The following is a 14,720-nucleotide window of genomic DNA, read 5'->3' as shown; positions in this document are numbered from 1 at the left end:
ACCTAAATCTATTTGCCTTGGAAGTTTAACTTGAATGCGCCTCGCCAAGGGCTATTTGCTAGCCTACTAATTGTAAGTTTTGCATTGCATACCTTTTTATTGGTGATTGCAACGACACATCAACTCAATGAAAATCGCGCCAGCCAAGGACAACTGATGACCAGTCAGTTAGTGGCGGATAGTCTTTCAGAGTTGGAACCTGCCAATACCGTCTCATTAGCGTTGGTTGCCAATCGCTATGCTACCAACCCCAGTATTGCTTCAATTCGTATCTTAGATGCCAATAAACAAGTCCTTGCAACCAGTGGTATGGCAAAGACGCGTCAAGGTGAAGTCTTTGTTCGAGATGCACTACAAAATGAAAAGAAAGTTGGAACGGTTGAAATTACGCTTATCCAACCAAGTATTGGTGAAATCTTACGCACGCAGTGGCTGGCGATTTTGGCATCTTTATTTATTCATGGGTTGATTTGGTTGGCGTATCGTGCCATTGCACGTCCAACACGTAGTGAATATTTAGCTCGTATTAACCAAGAAAATCATCTTAAACATGAAATTCAACGTTTAACTCAGGCTCTCGCACTTGAGAAGCAAAATACAGTCACGTTAGTTGCACAAGCACAACAACAGGCAAAAGCACAACCAAAATCACGTATTGAAAAAGCTTCAACAGATCAACAAGTCAATTTAGATCATCAAACCGTCGCATTGAATATCCAGTTTTATGATCCAAAACAACTGTTGAGCAGTGTCAATCAATCGGTTTCTGTGCCTTATTTTAAACTCTGTCAATTGTTCTTGGATAAAAGCATTGATCTTTGTGCGAAACATTACCAACTCGACGCTGCACAAATGAACGTCGTTCAAGAATTTAATGCCGAGGGCGCAACCTTGTCGACGACATCAGAACATCCTCATGCATTAGAATGCCTGATGATGATTGGTGCTGTTTTCCAGTTATTGGCAGATGTTTTATATAAGCGTTATCGTGAAGATAAACGTTTTGCACTACAAACACGCGGTGCGGTTGCTAGTGCTGTAGACGCGATGCAATTAGATGCCATTGAAGCAGCCAAGCGCTTAACTCAACACTTACATGCCAAAGAAGCAGCTTTACACCTCAATCATGAGCAACTCAAAACGGTTCAAAACAGTTATGAATTAGTTGTGATGCCAAATCCGAGTAGTATTATGACTCGTCATGCCTTTATGATTAATGGGATGAATGAGCAATGTGCCACCGTAGCACAAAACCTGCGCACTGAAATTTTGATGGGTAAAAAAGTAAAAGCTTCGACTGAATCTTAGGTCGATCGAATGTATCGGTTCAAATTCAAAATGCAACGCTCCCTTAGAGGGCTATAAATGCCCATTAGGATAAAGCGTTGCTTTATTATTTGCTTGATTCACTTTTTTAATTGATAAAGAAGCACAGGCGAAATTTATTAAAATACGGTAAACTACACCAGATTTATCGAATACTAGTGCCCTAAAAGGCAGCATAAAAGGTGAAAGCGAATGCCGCTGAGTCGTGTTGAAGAGCTTGTCGCAGATATTCGTGCAGGCAAAATGGTCATCCTAATGGATGATGAAGATCGTGAAAATGAAGGTGACTTAGTCATCGCTGCAACGCATGTTCGCCCTGAAGATATTAACTTCATGATTACGCATGCACGCGGCCTAGTTTGCCTAACTTTGAGCCGTGATCGCTGTAAACAGCTTAATTTACCGTTAATGGTAGATCAAAACGGTGCACAACATGCCACTAACTTCACGCTGTCGATTGAAGCAGCAGAAGGGATCAGTACCGGTATCTCCGCTGCTGAACGCGCGCATACGATTCGCACCGCAGTTGCAGCACATGCTAAACCAAGTGATATCGTTCAACCTGGTCATATTTTCCCATTGATGGCTCAACCGGGCGGCGTACTGCACCGTGCAGGTCATACGGAAGCAGGATGTGATCTCACCCGTTTAGCAGGTCTAGAGCCTGCCTCTGTTATCTGTGAAATTATTAATGATGACGGCACCATGGCTCGTCGCCCTGATTTAGAAGTGTTCGCAGAGAAACATGGCTTAAAAATCGGTACGATTGCGGATCTGATCCATTACCGCATGACTAATGAACAAACTGTTGAACGTTTGTCTCAAGAAAGCATTGATACAGAATACGGTACATTTGAACTGTATAAATACCGTGAAATTGGTAATCCAGATATCCATTTAGCTTTAGTAAAAGGCGAACCGAAACAAGGCATCACCACTGTTCGTGTGCATGGTTTTAATCCTGTTCGCGACTTATTAAAATTAAATAAGGCCGATGGTTCGGCAGCGTGGAATTTAGATCTAGCAATGAAAACAATTGCTGCAAGCGATCGCGGTGTATTGGTATGGATTGGTCAAGATCATTTAGAAGATCTAGGACATGCCTTAGAGCAGTTAAATCAACCAAAACCGCTTAAGTCTAATGCAGCACTTTCGCATCAATACCAGACGATTGGTGTTGGCGCGCAGATTTTACGAGATTTAGGTGTTGAAAAAATGAAGCTTCTGAGTTCTCCGCTTCGTTTCAATGCTTTATCTGGTTTCCATTTAGAGGTAGTGGAATATATCACTGCCGATCAAATCACAGCAAAATAATCGAGGTTGCTATGGCAATTCGCCGAATTGAAGGTTTATTACATCTCGCAAGCGAAGGTCGTTATGCGATCTTAGTAGGACGTTTCAACAGCTTCGTGGTTGAACATTTACTTGAAGGCGCGATCGACACTTTAAAACGTCATGGCGTTTCAGAAGATGCGATTACTGTTATTCACGCACCAGGTGCGTGGGAACTTCCTATCGTTGCAAAAAAATTAGCGGCCTCAAACAAATTTGATGCCATCATTGCACTCGGTGCAGTGATCCGTGGTAGCACACCACATTTTGATTTTGTTGCAGGTGAATGTGCGAAAGGTTTAGGTGTAGTTGCACTTGAAAGCACAATGCCTGTGATCAATGGTGTCTTAACTACTGACAGCATTGAACAAGCAATCGAACGTTCAGGTACGAAAGCAGGAAACAAAGGTAGCGAAGCTGCATTGACTGCAATCGAAATGGTTAACTTATTAAAGGCAATTTAAAGCATGTCGCAAACACTTCAGGCCGCTTATGCAGCGAAACGCAAAGCACGTCGTTTTGCTGTACAAGGGATTTATGAATGGCAAATGAGTCATAACCCTGTCCATGAGATTGAAGCACGTACACGTGTAGAAAATGCTATGCACAAAGTTGACCTTAACTATTACCATGAATTGCTCACTCAAGTGGTTGCTCAACATGAAGCTTTAGATGAGTTACTTATCCCTGTACTTGATCGTGAGTTAACTGCACTAGATGGTGTAGAGCTTGCAACCTTACGACTTGGTGCTTACGAATTACGAGATCATCTCGAAGTTCCATACCGTGTTGTACTTGATGAAGCAATTGAGCTAGCAAAACACTTTGGTGGTGCAGACAGCCATAAATACATTAATGGTGTATTAGACCGTCTTTCATCAAAGCTTCGTGAAGCTGAAAAACAACAAGCAAAATAATAGGCTTGATGTTGCATGGCTGAGTTTTCAATTATTGAGCGATACTTTAAACGTACATCAAAATCTGATGTCAGTTTAGGCATCGGTGATGACTCAGCCATCGTCACCCCTCCTTCTTCACAACAACTCGTGATCTGTGCAGATACATTGGTTGCTGGTCGACATTTTCCCTTAGATACCACTGCCCATGCCATTGGCTGGAAAAGTGTCGCGGTCAATTTATCTGATCTCGCCGCCATGGGTGCAAAACCACATAGTATTTTACTCGCACTCAGCCTCCCTACCGTTGATCATGACTGGTTGGCTGGATTTAGTCAGGGTCTTTTTGATTGTTGCAATCAATTTGGTGTTAGCCTAATCGGTGGCGATACCACTCAAAGTACCCAACTCACTATAAGTGTTACCGCTTTAGGCTGGATTGAACAAGGTCAAGCCATCACGCGTGCTGGTGCACAAGTGGGTGACTATGTCTGTATTAGTGGGCAGATTGGTGATGCTGCGTTTGGATTACAACACTTAGGACATCCTCTGCAACAACGCTTAGATTATCCAACACCTCGTTGTCATTTAGGGCAACAGCTGAAAGGTTTAGCCTCAAGCATGATTGATGTTTCAGATGGACTCGCACAAGACTTAGGACATATTCTGAACGCCTCAAAAGTAGGTGCAACATTACAGCTTGAGCAGCTTCCGATAGATCAGTCACTAAAAAATATAGATTTGAGACAAGCTTGGCATTATGCCCTCGCAGGCGGTGATGATTATGAATTATGTTTTACAATATCACCGCAAAATTTTGAAAAACTGTCGCGACAACAATTAGATATTCCGCTTACAATAATCGGCAAAATTACCCAACAAACTGGATTGTTATTTGAGTATATGGGTGAAAATTGCCCACTACAAATTCATGGATACCAACATTTTGCATAAGCCTCCCATTCACTTCAAACAGATGACTTGGTTCGATCGCTGCATCGTTTTCTGCGGGGTTGGATTTGGTTCTGGTCTCAGTCCTAAAGCACCGGGAACATTTGGTTCTGCATTTGCATTGTTATTTACACCATTATGGTTATATCTCGGTTTTAATTTGAGTGTTTTAGCAATTTTTATCATGTCTTTGGTGGGCATATACATCTGTGGGCAAACAGCTAAAGTCATTCATGTACACGATGATGGTCGAATTGTGTGGGATGAATTTGCAGGGCAATCTATTACGCTCCTACCCTTGCTCTATCTACAGCAATTAAATTGGTTATGGGTCATTGTCGGTTTTATTTTTTTCCGTATATTTGACATCTGGAAACCATTTCCGATTAGTTGGGCAGACCAAAAAGTTACTGGTGGTCTAGGGATTATGCTTGATGACATCATTGCAGGTCTTTGGGCTGCGCTTTGTATTTTTATGATTCATTTTTATTTTTTGACTTAAACCATTGATATTAGGGTTAGTTATGTCAACAACTGTTATTATTCTTGCAGCAGGGAAAGGAACGCGGATGCGTTCGAAACTACCCAAAGTTCTCCAACCATTGGCAGGTCGTCCACTTTTAGGACATGTGATTCAAACTGCAAAAAAATTACATGCTCAAAATATTATTACGATCTATGGACATGGTGGTGATCTAGTTAAACAAAGCTTTGCTGCTGAACAAATAGAGTGGGTTGAACAAGCAGAACAGTTAGGAACAGGTCATGCTGTTCAAATGACTCTCCCTGTATTACCTCAAGATGGTATTTCTTTGATTTTATATGGTGATGTTCCACTCGTTCGTCAAAGCACCCTTGAACAGTTGCTTGAAGCTTCTAGCCAATCTGGTATTGGTATGATCACCCTGAATGTTGAAAATCCAACAGGCTATGGTCGTATCGTTCGTCAAGCAGATAAGATTCAAGCGATTGTTGAGCATAAAGATGCCACTGACGAACAGCGTCTAATACAAGAAATTAATACTGGCATTTATTGTGTAAGTAATGCCAAATTACATCAATGGTTGCCAAAATTGTCTAATAACAATGTTCAAGGTGAATATTACCTTACGGATATCGTGGCAATGGCCGTTGCGGATGGCTTAGAAATTGCTTCAATTCAACCTGAGCTTGAATTTGAAGTTGAAGGTGTGAATGACCGCCTACAACTTGCAACTTTGGAACGTCAATTTCAGCAACAACAAGCAAAAGAATTGATGCAACAAGGCGTACATTTAATTGATCCAAATCGTTTTGACCTACGTGGAACTGTGAAATGTGGTCAAGATGTACAAATTGATGTCAATGTCATTATTGAAGGTGATTGCGAATTAGGTGACAACGTTCAACTTGGCGCAGGCTGTATTTTAAAAAATACTCGTATTGCGGCAGGCACTAAAGTTCAAGCCTATAGCATTTTTGAAAATGCGATCGTTGGAGAAAACACCCAAATCGGTCCTTTCGCCCGTCTTCGCCCAGGAGCAAATCTTGCGAATGATGTGCATATTGGCAACTTCGTCGAAGTTAAAAATTCAAATATTGGACTCGGTTCTAAAGCCAATCACTTTACTTATCTAGGTGATGCAGATATAGGTGCTGATTGTAATATTGGTGCAGGGACAATCACTTGTAATTATGATGGCGCAAATAAACATCGTACTGTTATTGAAGACAATGTATTTATTGGTACCAATAACTCATTGGTTGCACCAATTAAAATTGCTCAAGGTGCAACCACAGGTGCAGGCTCAACTTTAACTCGAGATGTGGCAGAGCATAGTTTAGCTGTCGAACGATCAAAACAGTTTGAAAAAGCAAATTATCAGCGCCCCCAAAAGCTGAAAAAATAAGAGGATAAAATTATGTGTGGTATTGTTGGTGGCGTTGCTGAACGATGTGTAACTGATATTCTGATTGAAGGATTAAAACGTCTTGAATATCGCGGTTATGACTCTGCGGGTTTAGCGTTATTGAATAATCAACAAATCTTACGCGAACGTCGTGTAGGTAAAGTTGCAAATTTAGCTGAAGCAGTATCTGAGCAGCATTTGACTGGTAATGTAGGTATTGCACATACCCGTTGGGCAACCCATGGTAAACCGACTGAAAATAATGCTCATCCACATGTTTCAGGTGATGTAGCTGTTGTACATAACGGTATTATTGAAAACTACCAAGAGCTTAAAGATGAATTACAAGCGCTAGGTTATATCTTTACCTCACAAACAGACACTGAAGTTGTTGCTCATCTTGTCAACGATGCTTTAAAGCAAACTGATAGCTTACTTGAAGCTGTACAAAAAGTTATTCCTCGCCTAAAAGGCGCTTTTGCGCTGGGTATTGTGCATACCGCACACCCTGATGAACTGATCACTGTGCGCGAAGGTTCACCATTGGTGATCGGTGTAGGTATTGGCGAGAACTTTATTAGTTCAGACCAATTGGCTTTATTACCTGTTACTAATCGCTTTGTCTATCTCGAAGAAGGTGATATTGCGCGCTTAACACGTACTAGTATTGAAGTTTTTGTCAATGGAACCCGTGTTGAACGTCCAATCAAAGAATTGGATGCAACCGTCAGCAATGCATCAAAAGGCGAATATAAGCATTTCATGCTCAAAGAAATTTATGAGCAACCAGAAGCAATTCAACAAACGATTTCACAAGCATTGAATGGCAATAATTTGCGTGAAGATTTTCTTCAACATGCCAATGCGGATTTTGACAAAATTCAGCAAGTACAAATCATTGCCTGCGGTACCAGCTACCATGCAGGTATGATTGCAAAATACTGGTTCGAGCAATTGATTGGTGTACCTTGCCAAGTTGAGATTGCAAGTGAATTCCGTTATCGCACGCCTGTCATTGTTGCTCATACACTGTATATCTGTATTTCTCAGTCTGGAGAAACTGCGGATACCTTGGCTGCATTACGCGAAACACAAAAACGTGCTCAAGCTCAGAACATCGACATTAGTACCATGACCATTTGTAACGTTGCCACTTCATCAATGGTTCGCGAAACAGATCATCATTTACTCACGCTTGCAGGTCCTGAAATCGGCGTTGCATCAACCAAAGCCTTTACCACTCAACTTGCAGCATTGATGTTGTTGATCTTAAAAATTGGTCAAGTTAAACAATGTCTTGCAGATGCTCAATTGAATGAAATTACAGAAGCGCTATGGCATTGCCCAAAAGTAATTTTAGATACTTTACAAGGCAATACTGAGATTCTGCGTCTATCAGCACTATTCGTTGAAAAGAACCACTGCTTGTTCTTAGGACGTGGCACACACTTCCCTATCGCACTAGAAGGCGCATTGAAACTGAAAGAAATTTCATACATTCATGCTGAAGGATATGCGGCTGGTGAATTGAAGCATGGTCCATTGGCTTTAGTAGACAATGAGATGCCTGTCGTGATCTTGGCTCCACAAGATGAAATGCTCGATAAGTTAAAATCGAATATGGAAGAAGTTCAAGCTCGTGGTGGTGAACTCTTTGTTTTTGCTGATGAAAACAGTGGTATTCATGATAAAGATCGCCAACATGTCGTTCATGTTCCAGCTGTCAATGAATGGTTAGCACCAATTGTATATAGTATTCCTGTGCAATTGCTCTCGTATCATGTTGCTGTATTACGTGGTACCGACGTTGACCAGCCACGTAACCTTGCCAAGAGCGTAACAGTCGAATAATTACAAAATAAAAAAGGAGGATTAGCCCTCCTTTTTTATTGCCATTGATGATCAGATTTAAGCCACATAACGACTACTTTTGTGATTCAAAAGAATAATTGAATTTAAAATAACAGCCCCTAAAATTGAAATTAGAATCAATTTCCAATCTACGAAAAACAACGAAACTAATAAGATGGTAACATCAATTCCCATCTGTACTTTACCTGCTGGAATTTTAAAGCGTTCTTGTAAATATAGAACTAAGAGGTTGATTCCTCCTAAGCTTGAGCGATGGCGAAATAAAATCAGAAAGCTTACCCCCATCAACACATTCGCAAAAATCGCAGCATAAATTGGATTTACACTAGATAAATGAAAAAAATGAGGAATAATTTCGGTAAAACCAGCTAATAATCCAACGGCAATAAATGTCTTGACGACCAATGCCATGCCCATTTTTTTATAAGCAAAATAATAAAATGGAATATTGATCAGGAAAAATAAGATGCCAAACTTCAGGTCGGTAATATAGTGGATCAACAACGATAAGCCCGCTGTACCACCTGTCATAATCCCTGCTTGCTGCAATAAAGTCATGGCAAACGATAGAATGAATGTTCCAATTAACATTGCCAATCCATCTTCAATCTTAGAGTGTTGGTCAATCACGGGCATGACTGGACTGACCAAAGATATATTCTGATCGGTATTCATAAGGATACAACTCAATAGGAGAACAACAGCAGGGAGAAAGATCTTTCAAAGAAAGATATGGCATATTTGATCATTTTTATTCAAATTTCGCAATTTATTCTTATATTTTCACCATAAATGCAATTTATACTCAAAATATTCTTTTTTGAATAATCTTTATGCAATACAGTCCAATGCCTCAGTTTGAATGATATTCATCTAAGAGAAAGATTTTTTACTTAATCGCGATCCCATTTTCTTTTAATTTTTCCAACACAATCGATGTATTTAAATTACTGACGCCAAAGTTACTAGATGACAAAATCCCAATCAACTTGACCATTTCATCTAAATTTTTGACTGCAACCTTCAGTGCAAAATCATAACTTCCTGTGAGTTTATGAATATCTTTCACCGCAGGTTCATTTAAAAGAAACTCAACAAAGCGATCGTGTGTCGCATCATTGTAGTTTTGCAATTTCACTTCAATAATACCCATGATCGGTGTCGGATCTGCGCTTAATGCGATTTGCGCATAGTAACCCGTTATAATTTTGTTTTGTTCAAGCTGAATACGACGACGTGAACATTGAGAAGTTGATAATCCCACCAATTCTGCTAATTCTTGATTAGCTAATCTTCCATTCATTTGTAAATAATGAATAATTTTCTGATCAAAATCATCAAGTTCAACTGACATAAAACGCTCAATTCTGTCTGAAGTTAGAGTTTAACTGATATTGATTTATCAGTTTTAGAAGTTTAACGCCTTAGGATCAAGCGGCTCAAGCTTATGACAAAATTGTAGTCGATTGAATACGCTCAATCCCCTGCTCTAACATACTGTGCCACGCGCTTTGTAGTGAACCATCCAAATCAATCGCTTTACAGGCATCTTCAATGACATAAGTTTTAAAGCCCATCTGTGCAGCATCTAAAGCTGTCCACGCCACGCAAAAGTCTGTCGCAATCCCTACAATATATACTGTATCAATTTGATGTTCTGTTAAATAACCCTTCAAACCCGTTGGAGTTTTACGATCTGCCTCCATAAAAGCAGAATAACTATCAATATCGGCATGAAAGCCTTTACGAATAATCAGTTGTGCAGTTGGAACATCCAGATCAGGATGAAATTCCGCATCATGAGTGCCTTGAACACAATGTTTCGGCCATAACACTTGGGTTCCATACGGCAATTCAATGGTTTCAAACGGCACTTTATTGTCGTGATTATCTGCAAAAGAAATATGTTGCTCAGGATGCCAGTCCTGTGTCAGCACGATATGCTCAAACTTTTTTGCAAGTTGATTAATAATCGGAATAATTTGATCTGCTTTTGCAACGGCCAAATTCCCCCCAGGAGTAAATCCATTTTGGACATCAACAACAATTAATGCGACATGATGAGATTGTATCTGCATACCATGCTCCAATTTAAAACTTGTATTTTTACAATACCCTGCTGATTATGTTCTGGCTACTCATGTTTTAACTTTTACAAAAGATGAAAACGATTCAAGATAAAGATGAATTAAAGTTTTCCACAGTTTGACTAAAGCATATTGTTCTTATGCCTCCGATCAGTCATAATTTGCGTAATTGTCATTCAACCCGATCGAATTGTTGGATGACCAATCAAAATACTGCAACCATCCAATATTTCGTTTCAACTAATTCAATCTCGGATGGGAAAATAGGATAGTTTTTTAAAATGACTCAGCTAGCACAGAATATTCAAGGCTCAATTGTCGCAATCGTCACCCCTATGTTTGAAGATGGCAGCGTAGATTGGAAGAGTCTTGAGAAGCTCGTTGAGTGGCATATCCAACAAGGTACACATAGTATTGTTGCGGTCGGCACAACGGGCGAAGCGTCTACATTAAGCATGGATGAACACACACAAGTCATCAAAGAAGTGATTCGTGTAGCCAACAAACGTATTCCAATTATCGCAGGTACAGGTGCAAATTCAACGCGTGAAGCGATTGAATTGACTAAAGCTGCAAAAGAATTAGGTGCTGATGCGGCATTACTCGTTACGCCATATTATAATAAACCAACACAAGAAGGCCTATATCAACACTACAAAGCGATTGCTGAAGCTGTTGATATTCCACAAATTCTTTATAATGTACCAGGTCGTACTGGTGTCGATATGCAAAACGAAACCGTTATTCGTCTTGCTGATGTTAAAAACATTGTTGGTATTAAAGATGCAACAGGTGACGTACCACGTGGTCAAGCCCTCATCGAAGGTTTAAATAATAAAATCGCTGTTTATTCAGGTGATGACGAAACTGCTTGGGAACTCATTTTACTGGGTGCAAAAGGTAATATCTCTGTAACAGCCAATGTTGCACCAAAGCAAATGAGCGAAATTTGTGAAGCTGCGTTAGCTGGAGATAAAGCAAAAGCACAAAGCTTGAATCAACAAATTGCAAATCTACACAATATTTTGTTTTGCGAATCAAACCCAATTCCTGTGAAATGGGCATTGCATGAGATGGGCTCAATTGGTACAGGTATTCGCCTACCATTAACCGCTCTAGCACAACAATATCGTGAACCGCTCCGCACAGATTTAAAAGCTGCGGGAATTATTTAATACGAGCAATTTATGATGCAATTACGTCTTGGTGTTGTCCTAGTCATTTCAGCTTTAAGTTTGGCTGGTTGTGGTCGTTTTGCCCTCAATAATCATTCTTTAGATTATAAAAAAGCACAAGCACTTGAACCACTCAAATTTCCTGAGGGCATAACGGCAAGACCATTTACGCCATTGTATCCAGCGCCTACAGTTGATCCACTTGCAATTGAGCATGCACCAAAGCTTGAAAATGAAAGTGGCAACCGCTATGCATTGCCTCGTCCAAAAGCGATGCAAAATTCAGCCGATAATACTTCAGCAACCGCTTCAACAGTGGGTCGCCCACAGCTCGTCACTGATGGGAATAAAAACCCATTACTCAAAGTTGATGGCCCGACAGCAGGTGCGTGGCAATATACTTTCGCAACCTTGAGTAGTCTCAACTACAAAGTTATTTCTCAAGCAGAAAATGGCTATGAAGCAACGATTAAAGTAGGCGATCAAAATTACCTACTGAAATTATCGGCTGTAGGCTCAAGCAATACAGTTGCGCTATTCAAACTTGATACAACATTTGCAGACCCTGCTGTTGCAGCTGAAGTGTTAACCCAGATTTACCAAAATTGGCCAGCCTAGTCGTTTACTAGGCATACTTTTTCAAAAGGTTCCCCCATGTTAAAACAAACCTTGCTCTATACTGGTAAAGCAAAATCTGTATATGAAACAGATAATGCTGATCACCTGATTTTAGTCTTTCGTGATGATGCATCAGCATTCAATGGCGAAAAAATTGAGCAACTAGATCGTAAAGGCAAGGTGAACAACCGTTTTAATGCCTTCATCATGGAAAAGTTGGCTGAAGCAGGTATCGAAACTCATTTTGAAAAGTTACTTTCTCCAACAGAAGTGCTTGTGAAGAAATTACAAATGATCCCTGTTGAATGTGTGATTCGTAACTACGCAGCAGGTTCATTATGCCGCCGTTTAGGTGTTGAAGAAGGTAAAGAATTAACGCCTCCAACATTTGAATTGTTCTTCAAAGATGATGCGCTTGGCGACCCAATGGTAAATGAATCTCAAGCAATTGCTTTAGGTTGGGCAACAGCACCTCAACTTGAAAAAATGAAAGAACTGACTTACCAAGTGAATGATGTACTGAAAGCATTATTCGATGCAGGTAATATGATTCTTGTTGATTTCAAACTTGAATTCGGTGTATTCCACGATCGTATTGTATTGGGTGATGAATTCTCTCCAGACGGCTGCCGTTTATGGGATAAAGACACCAAGAAAAAATTAGACAAAGACCGTTTCCGTCAAGGTTTAGGTGGTGTGGTTGAAGCTTATGAAGAAGTTGCTGCACGTTTAGGCATTAACTTAGATAATATCTAAGCCTTAAGCTGCCCTCTCAATAAAAAAACCAGCCTGATTAGGCTGGTTTTTTTATTGGTTTATCTAATTTCCCAGTTTCTGATAAATCAGATTCCCTTCTTTATAGGTTGCCAATACCTGAATATTTTTGATCTCTCGACTTGGCACAGTCAACGGATTTTGATCCAAGATCACTAAATCAGCCAGTTTCCCTTGAGTTATCGTGCCCTTATGCTGATCTTCAAAATATTGATAAGCTGCCCAATCAGTCATCGATTTTAAAGCCATATAGGGACTTACGCGCTCCTCTGGACCCAATACATAATTACTGCGTGTTACTCGATTGACGGTTGCATCTAACATCATCAAACTATTCGGCGGCACAACAGGTGCATCATGATGCTCTGTAAAAATAAGCTGTTTCTTCAAAGCACTTGCCGTCGGTGAAATGCCTGCTGCTCTCGCCTCACCTAAGGTTTGTTGACGATGCCAATCCCCCCAATAGAACGTATGCAATGAGAAGAAAGATGGAATAATATCCAAGGCTTTCAGTTGATCCAGTTGATCGTCACGAATCGTTTGAGAGTGAATCAATACGCTTCTACGATCTGCTTTACCTTGTTTTAATGTGGCATCTTTTACAGCTCCAATAAATTGATCAATTGCCGCATCACCATTGGCATGTGCGAGTACTTGCCAACCCTGTTTAAACGCTAAATTAATATATTGATTGACCTGTTGGTTATCTTTAATCGCAGGATAGCCCTTATAGTTTTTATCTTTACCTTCAGGTGGAATTAAGTAAGGTTGTGTCAACCAAGCTGTTTTACCTTGTGGTGAGCCATCTAAACTGATTTTCACGCCACCAATACGGAAGTGCTGATCATACTGACGACTACTGCCTTGCTTAAGCATATACTCCTGACTGGTGGTAATATCTGGATAAGAGACCACATCAATTGGCAATTGATTTTGTTTGGCTAAAGCATGCCACATCTCCGTTGTGCCCTGATCTGCACGCCCTTCCTGTACCGTGGTAAAACCATTTTTGACGTAGGCATCGATACCTTTTTGTGCGATTTGGAACATCACTTGTGGTGGTACATCTTTAAAAATTGAACCAATCGCAGTAAATAAAGCCGACTCTTCTAAGACCCCATTCGGAATATTCGAATTCGCTTCGCGACGAATCACTCCTCCTTCTGGATTTGGTGTATTTTGATTAAAATTCAGTAATTCTAATGCTTTATGATTCACAGAAGCTAAATGCCCAGACTGATGTAAAATCATCACTGGTTGATCTTTGGACACCCGATCTAAATCACTTGCCGTAGGATGACGTTGTTCAGATAATTGTGCATCATCATAACCATTTCCCAAAATCCAACCGCCCATCATTTTAATCACTGCTGGATTTTGTGTCTTCCACGTATTCATTACGTTTACAAGTGAGTTGATATCAGAAACTGAACCATCAGGCGTCGGATAAAGATTCGCTACCATTTGATGAAAACCAACCATGTTTACATGACTATGCGCATCAATAAAGCTCGGTAATAAAGTTTTGTTGTTTAGATTAATATATTGAACTTGGGAATTTGCCAACCGTTCTGCTTGCTGCTTCGAACCAACAAATACAATTTTCCCATCCTTTACTAATAGCGCCTCAGCATATTTAGGCTGCATTCCTTCCATCGTCAGAATAGAGCCACCATAAAATAATTTCTCCGTTGACTGCTGTTGAGCTGACTTGATGCTCATACAACCAGATACAGCAACGGCAAACAAAGTGATGAGAGAAACAGGATAAAAATATTTTAAATGCATAGAGCTAATTCC

The 14,720-nt window shown here is 40.2% G+C and carries 15 protein-coding genes; 11 read left to right on the top strand and 4 right to left on the bottom strand.

The genetic code is table 11. The features are described 5' to 3' along the window. Positions 1-12 precede the first annotated feature (12 nt). From IEV17_RS08375 to glmS, 8 genes are all read left to right on the top strand, one after another. Positions 13-1,308, top strand: a complete 1,296-nt coding sequence (locus IEV17_RS08375) for a hypothetical protein (protein ID WP_171062394.1) — start codon at positions 13-15, stop codon at positions 1,306-1,308. A 210-nt stretch (positions 1,309-1,518) separates the two neighbouring features. Next, positions 1,519-2,640 (top strand): bifunctional 3,4-dihydroxy-2-butanone-4-phosphate synthase/GTP cyclohydrolase II, encoded by a 1,122-nt coding sequence (gene ribBA / locus IEV17_RS08370; protein ID WP_004659765.1) that lies wholly within the window; start codon positions 1,519-1,521, stop codon positions 2,638-2,640. Between the two features lie 11 nt (positions 2,641-2,651). After that, entirely contained in the window at positions 2,652-3,122 is a 471-nt protein-coding gene (gene ribH, locus IEV17_RS08365; RefSeq protein ID WP_004659764.1) for a 6,7-dimethyl-8-ribityllumazine synthase, read from the top strand. 3 nt (positions 3,123-3,125) lie between these two features. After that, positions 3,126-3,575, top strand: a complete 450-nt coding sequence (nusB, locus tag IEV17_RS08360; RefSeq protein WP_004659763.1) for a transcription antitermination factor NusB — start codon at positions 3,126-3,128, stop codon at positions 3,573-3,575. A 15-nt stretch (positions 3,576-3,590) separates the two neighbouring features. Further along, complete coding sequence (gene thiL / locus IEV17_RS08355) at positions 3,591-4,508, top strand: thiamine-phosphate kinase (protein WP_004659762.1); 918 nt, start codon at positions 3,591-3,593, stop codon at positions 4,506-4,508. Continuing rightward, a complete protein-coding gene (locus IEV17_RS08350; RefSeq protein ID WP_004659761.1) occupies positions 4,486-5,007 on the top strand; it encodes a phosphatidylglycerophosphatase A family protein in 522 nt (173 codons plus the stop codon). The genes thiL and IEV17_RS08350 overlap by 23 nt, the downstream gene beginning before the upstream one ends. A gap of 22 nt (positions 5,008-5,029) precedes the next feature. Continuing rightward, positions 5,030-6,394 (top strand): bifunctional UDP-N-acetylglucosamine diphosphorylase/glucosamine-1-phosphate N-acetyltransferase GlmU, encoded by a 1,365-nt coding sequence (glmU, locus tag IEV17_RS08345; protein WP_004659760.1) that lies wholly within the window; start codon positions 5,030-5,032, stop codon positions 6,392-6,394. A 12-nt stretch (positions 6,395-6,406) separates the two neighbouring features. After that, on the top strand, positions 6,407-8,245 hold the full coding sequence (gene glmS / locus IEV17_RS08340) for a glutamine--fructose-6-phosphate transaminase (isomerizing) (protein ID WP_004659759.1): 1,839 nt from the start codon (positions 6,407-6,409) through the stop codon (positions 8,243-8,245). Positions 8,246-8,302: 57 nt separating this feature from the next. On the opposite strand, the gene IEV17_RS08335 is transcribed toward glmS, so the two are convergent. The 3 genes from IEV17_RS08335 to pncA form a co-directional block, all read right to left on the bottom strand. Further along, entirely contained in the window at positions 8,303-8,941 is a 639-nt protein-coding gene (locus IEV17_RS08335; RefSeq protein ID WP_004659758.1) for a YitT family protein, read from the bottom strand. Positions 8,942-9,155: 214 nt separating this feature from the next. Further along, positions 9,156-9,620, bottom strand: coding sequence for an Lrp/AsnC family transcriptional regulator (locus tag IEV17_RS08330; RefSeq protein WP_004659756.1), 465 nt, complete (start codon positions 9,618-9,620; stop codon positions 9,156-9,158). Between the two features lie 91 nt (positions 9,621-9,711). Beyond that, entirely contained in the window at positions 9,712-10,344 is a 633-nt protein-coding gene (pncA, locus tag IEV17_RS08325) for a bifunctional nicotinamidase/pyrazinamidase (protein WP_004659753.1), read from the bottom strand. 290 nt (positions 10,345-10,634) lie between these two features. Here pncA and dapA point away from each other — a divergent pair, with 290 nt between their 5' ends. The 3 genes from dapA to purC are packed head-to-tail and all read left to right on the top strand — an operon-like array spanning position 10,635 to position 12,902. Further along, positions 10,635-11,528 carry a 4-hydroxy-tetrahydrodipicolinate synthase gene (gene dapA, locus IEV17_RS08320; protein WP_004659751.1) on the top strand — a complete coding sequence of 298 codons (894 nt, stop codon included), beginning with the start codon at positions 10,635-10,637 and terminating at the stop codon, positions 11,526-11,528. 15 nt (positions 11,529-11,543) lie between these two features. After that, positions 11,544-12,146, top strand: a complete 603-nt coding sequence (locus tag IEV17_RS08315; RefSeq protein ID WP_005219165.1) for a hypothetical protein — start codon at positions 11,544-11,546, stop codon at positions 12,144-12,146. 36 nt (positions 12,147-12,182) lie between these two features. Then, positions 12,183-12,902, top strand: a complete 720-nt coding sequence (gene purC / locus IEV17_RS08310) for a phosphoribosylaminoimidazolesuccinocarboxamide synthase (protein ID WP_004659747.1) — start codon at positions 12,183-12,185, stop codon at positions 12,900-12,902. Positions 12,903-12,965: 63 nt separating this feature from the next. On the opposite strand, the gene IEV17_RS08305 is transcribed toward purC, so the two are convergent. Then, positions 12,966-14,708: an amidohydrolase gene (locus tag IEV17_RS08305; protein ID WP_004659745.1), complete on the bottom strand. Its 1,743-nt coding sequence runs from the start codon at positions 14,706-14,708 to the stop codon at positions 12,966-12,968. Positions 14,709-14,720: the final 12 nt, after the last annotated feature.

The sequence above is a fragment of the Acinetobacter modestus genome (assembly GCF_014636095.1).
Lineage (GTDB): Bacteria > Pseudomonadota > Gammaproteobacteria > Pseudomonadales > Moraxellaceae > Acinetobacter > Acinetobacter modestus.
This window is presented reverse-complemented; position numbering and strand designations above follow the sequence as displayed.

Coding starts and splice junctions, on each gene's coding strand:
- ribBA (WP_004659765.1), top strand. CDS start 1,519: ATGCCGCTGAGTCGTGTTGAAGAGCTTGTCGCAGATATTCGTGCAGGC.
- glmU (WP_004659760.1), top strand. CDS start 5,030: ATGTCAACAACTGTTATTATTCTTGCAGCAGGGAAAGGAACGCGGATG.
- nusB (WP_004659763.1), top strand. CDS start 3,126: ATGTCGCAAACACTTCAGGCCGCTTATGCAGCGAAACGCAAAGCACGT.
- glmS (WP_004659759.1), top strand. CDS start 6,407: ATGTGTGGTATTGTTGGTGGCGTTGCTGAACGATGTGTAACTGATATT.
- IEV17_RS08330 (WP_004659756.1), bottom strand. CDS start 9,620: ATGTCAGTTGAACTTGATGATTTTGATCAGAAAATTATTCATTATTTA.
- IEV17_RS08305 (WP_004659745.1), bottom strand. CDS start 14,708: ATGCATTTAAAATATTTTTATCCTGTTTCTCTCATCACTTTGTTTGCC.
- IEV17_RS08350 (WP_004659761.1), top strand. CDS start 4,486: ATGGATACCAACATTTTGCATAAGCCTCCCATTCACTTCAAACAGATG.
- pncA (WP_004659753.1), bottom strand. CDS start 10,344: ATGCAGATACAATCTCATCATGTCGCATTAATTGTTGTTGATGTCCAA.
- thiL (WP_004659762.1), top strand. CDS start 3,591: ATGGCTGAGTTTTCAATTATTGAGCGATACTTTAAACGTACATCAAAA.
- dapA (WP_004659751.1), top strand. CDS start 10,635: ATGACTCAGCTAGCACAGAATATTCAAGGCTCAATTGTCGCAATCGTC.
- purC (WP_004659747.1), top strand. CDS start 12,183: ATGTTAAAACAAACCTTGCTCTATACTGGTAAAGCAAAATCTGTATAT.
- IEV17_RS08315 (WP_005219165.1), top strand. CDS start 11,544: ATGCAATTACGTCTTGGTGTTGTCCTAGTCATTTCAGCTTTAAGTTTG.
- ribH (WP_004659764.1), top strand. CDS start 2,652: ATGGCAATTCGCCGAATTGAAGGTTTATTACATCTCGCAAGCGAAGGT.
- IEV17_RS08335 (WP_004659758.1), bottom strand. CDS start 8,941: ATGAATACCGATCAGAATATATCTTTGGTCAGTCCAGTCATGCCCGTG.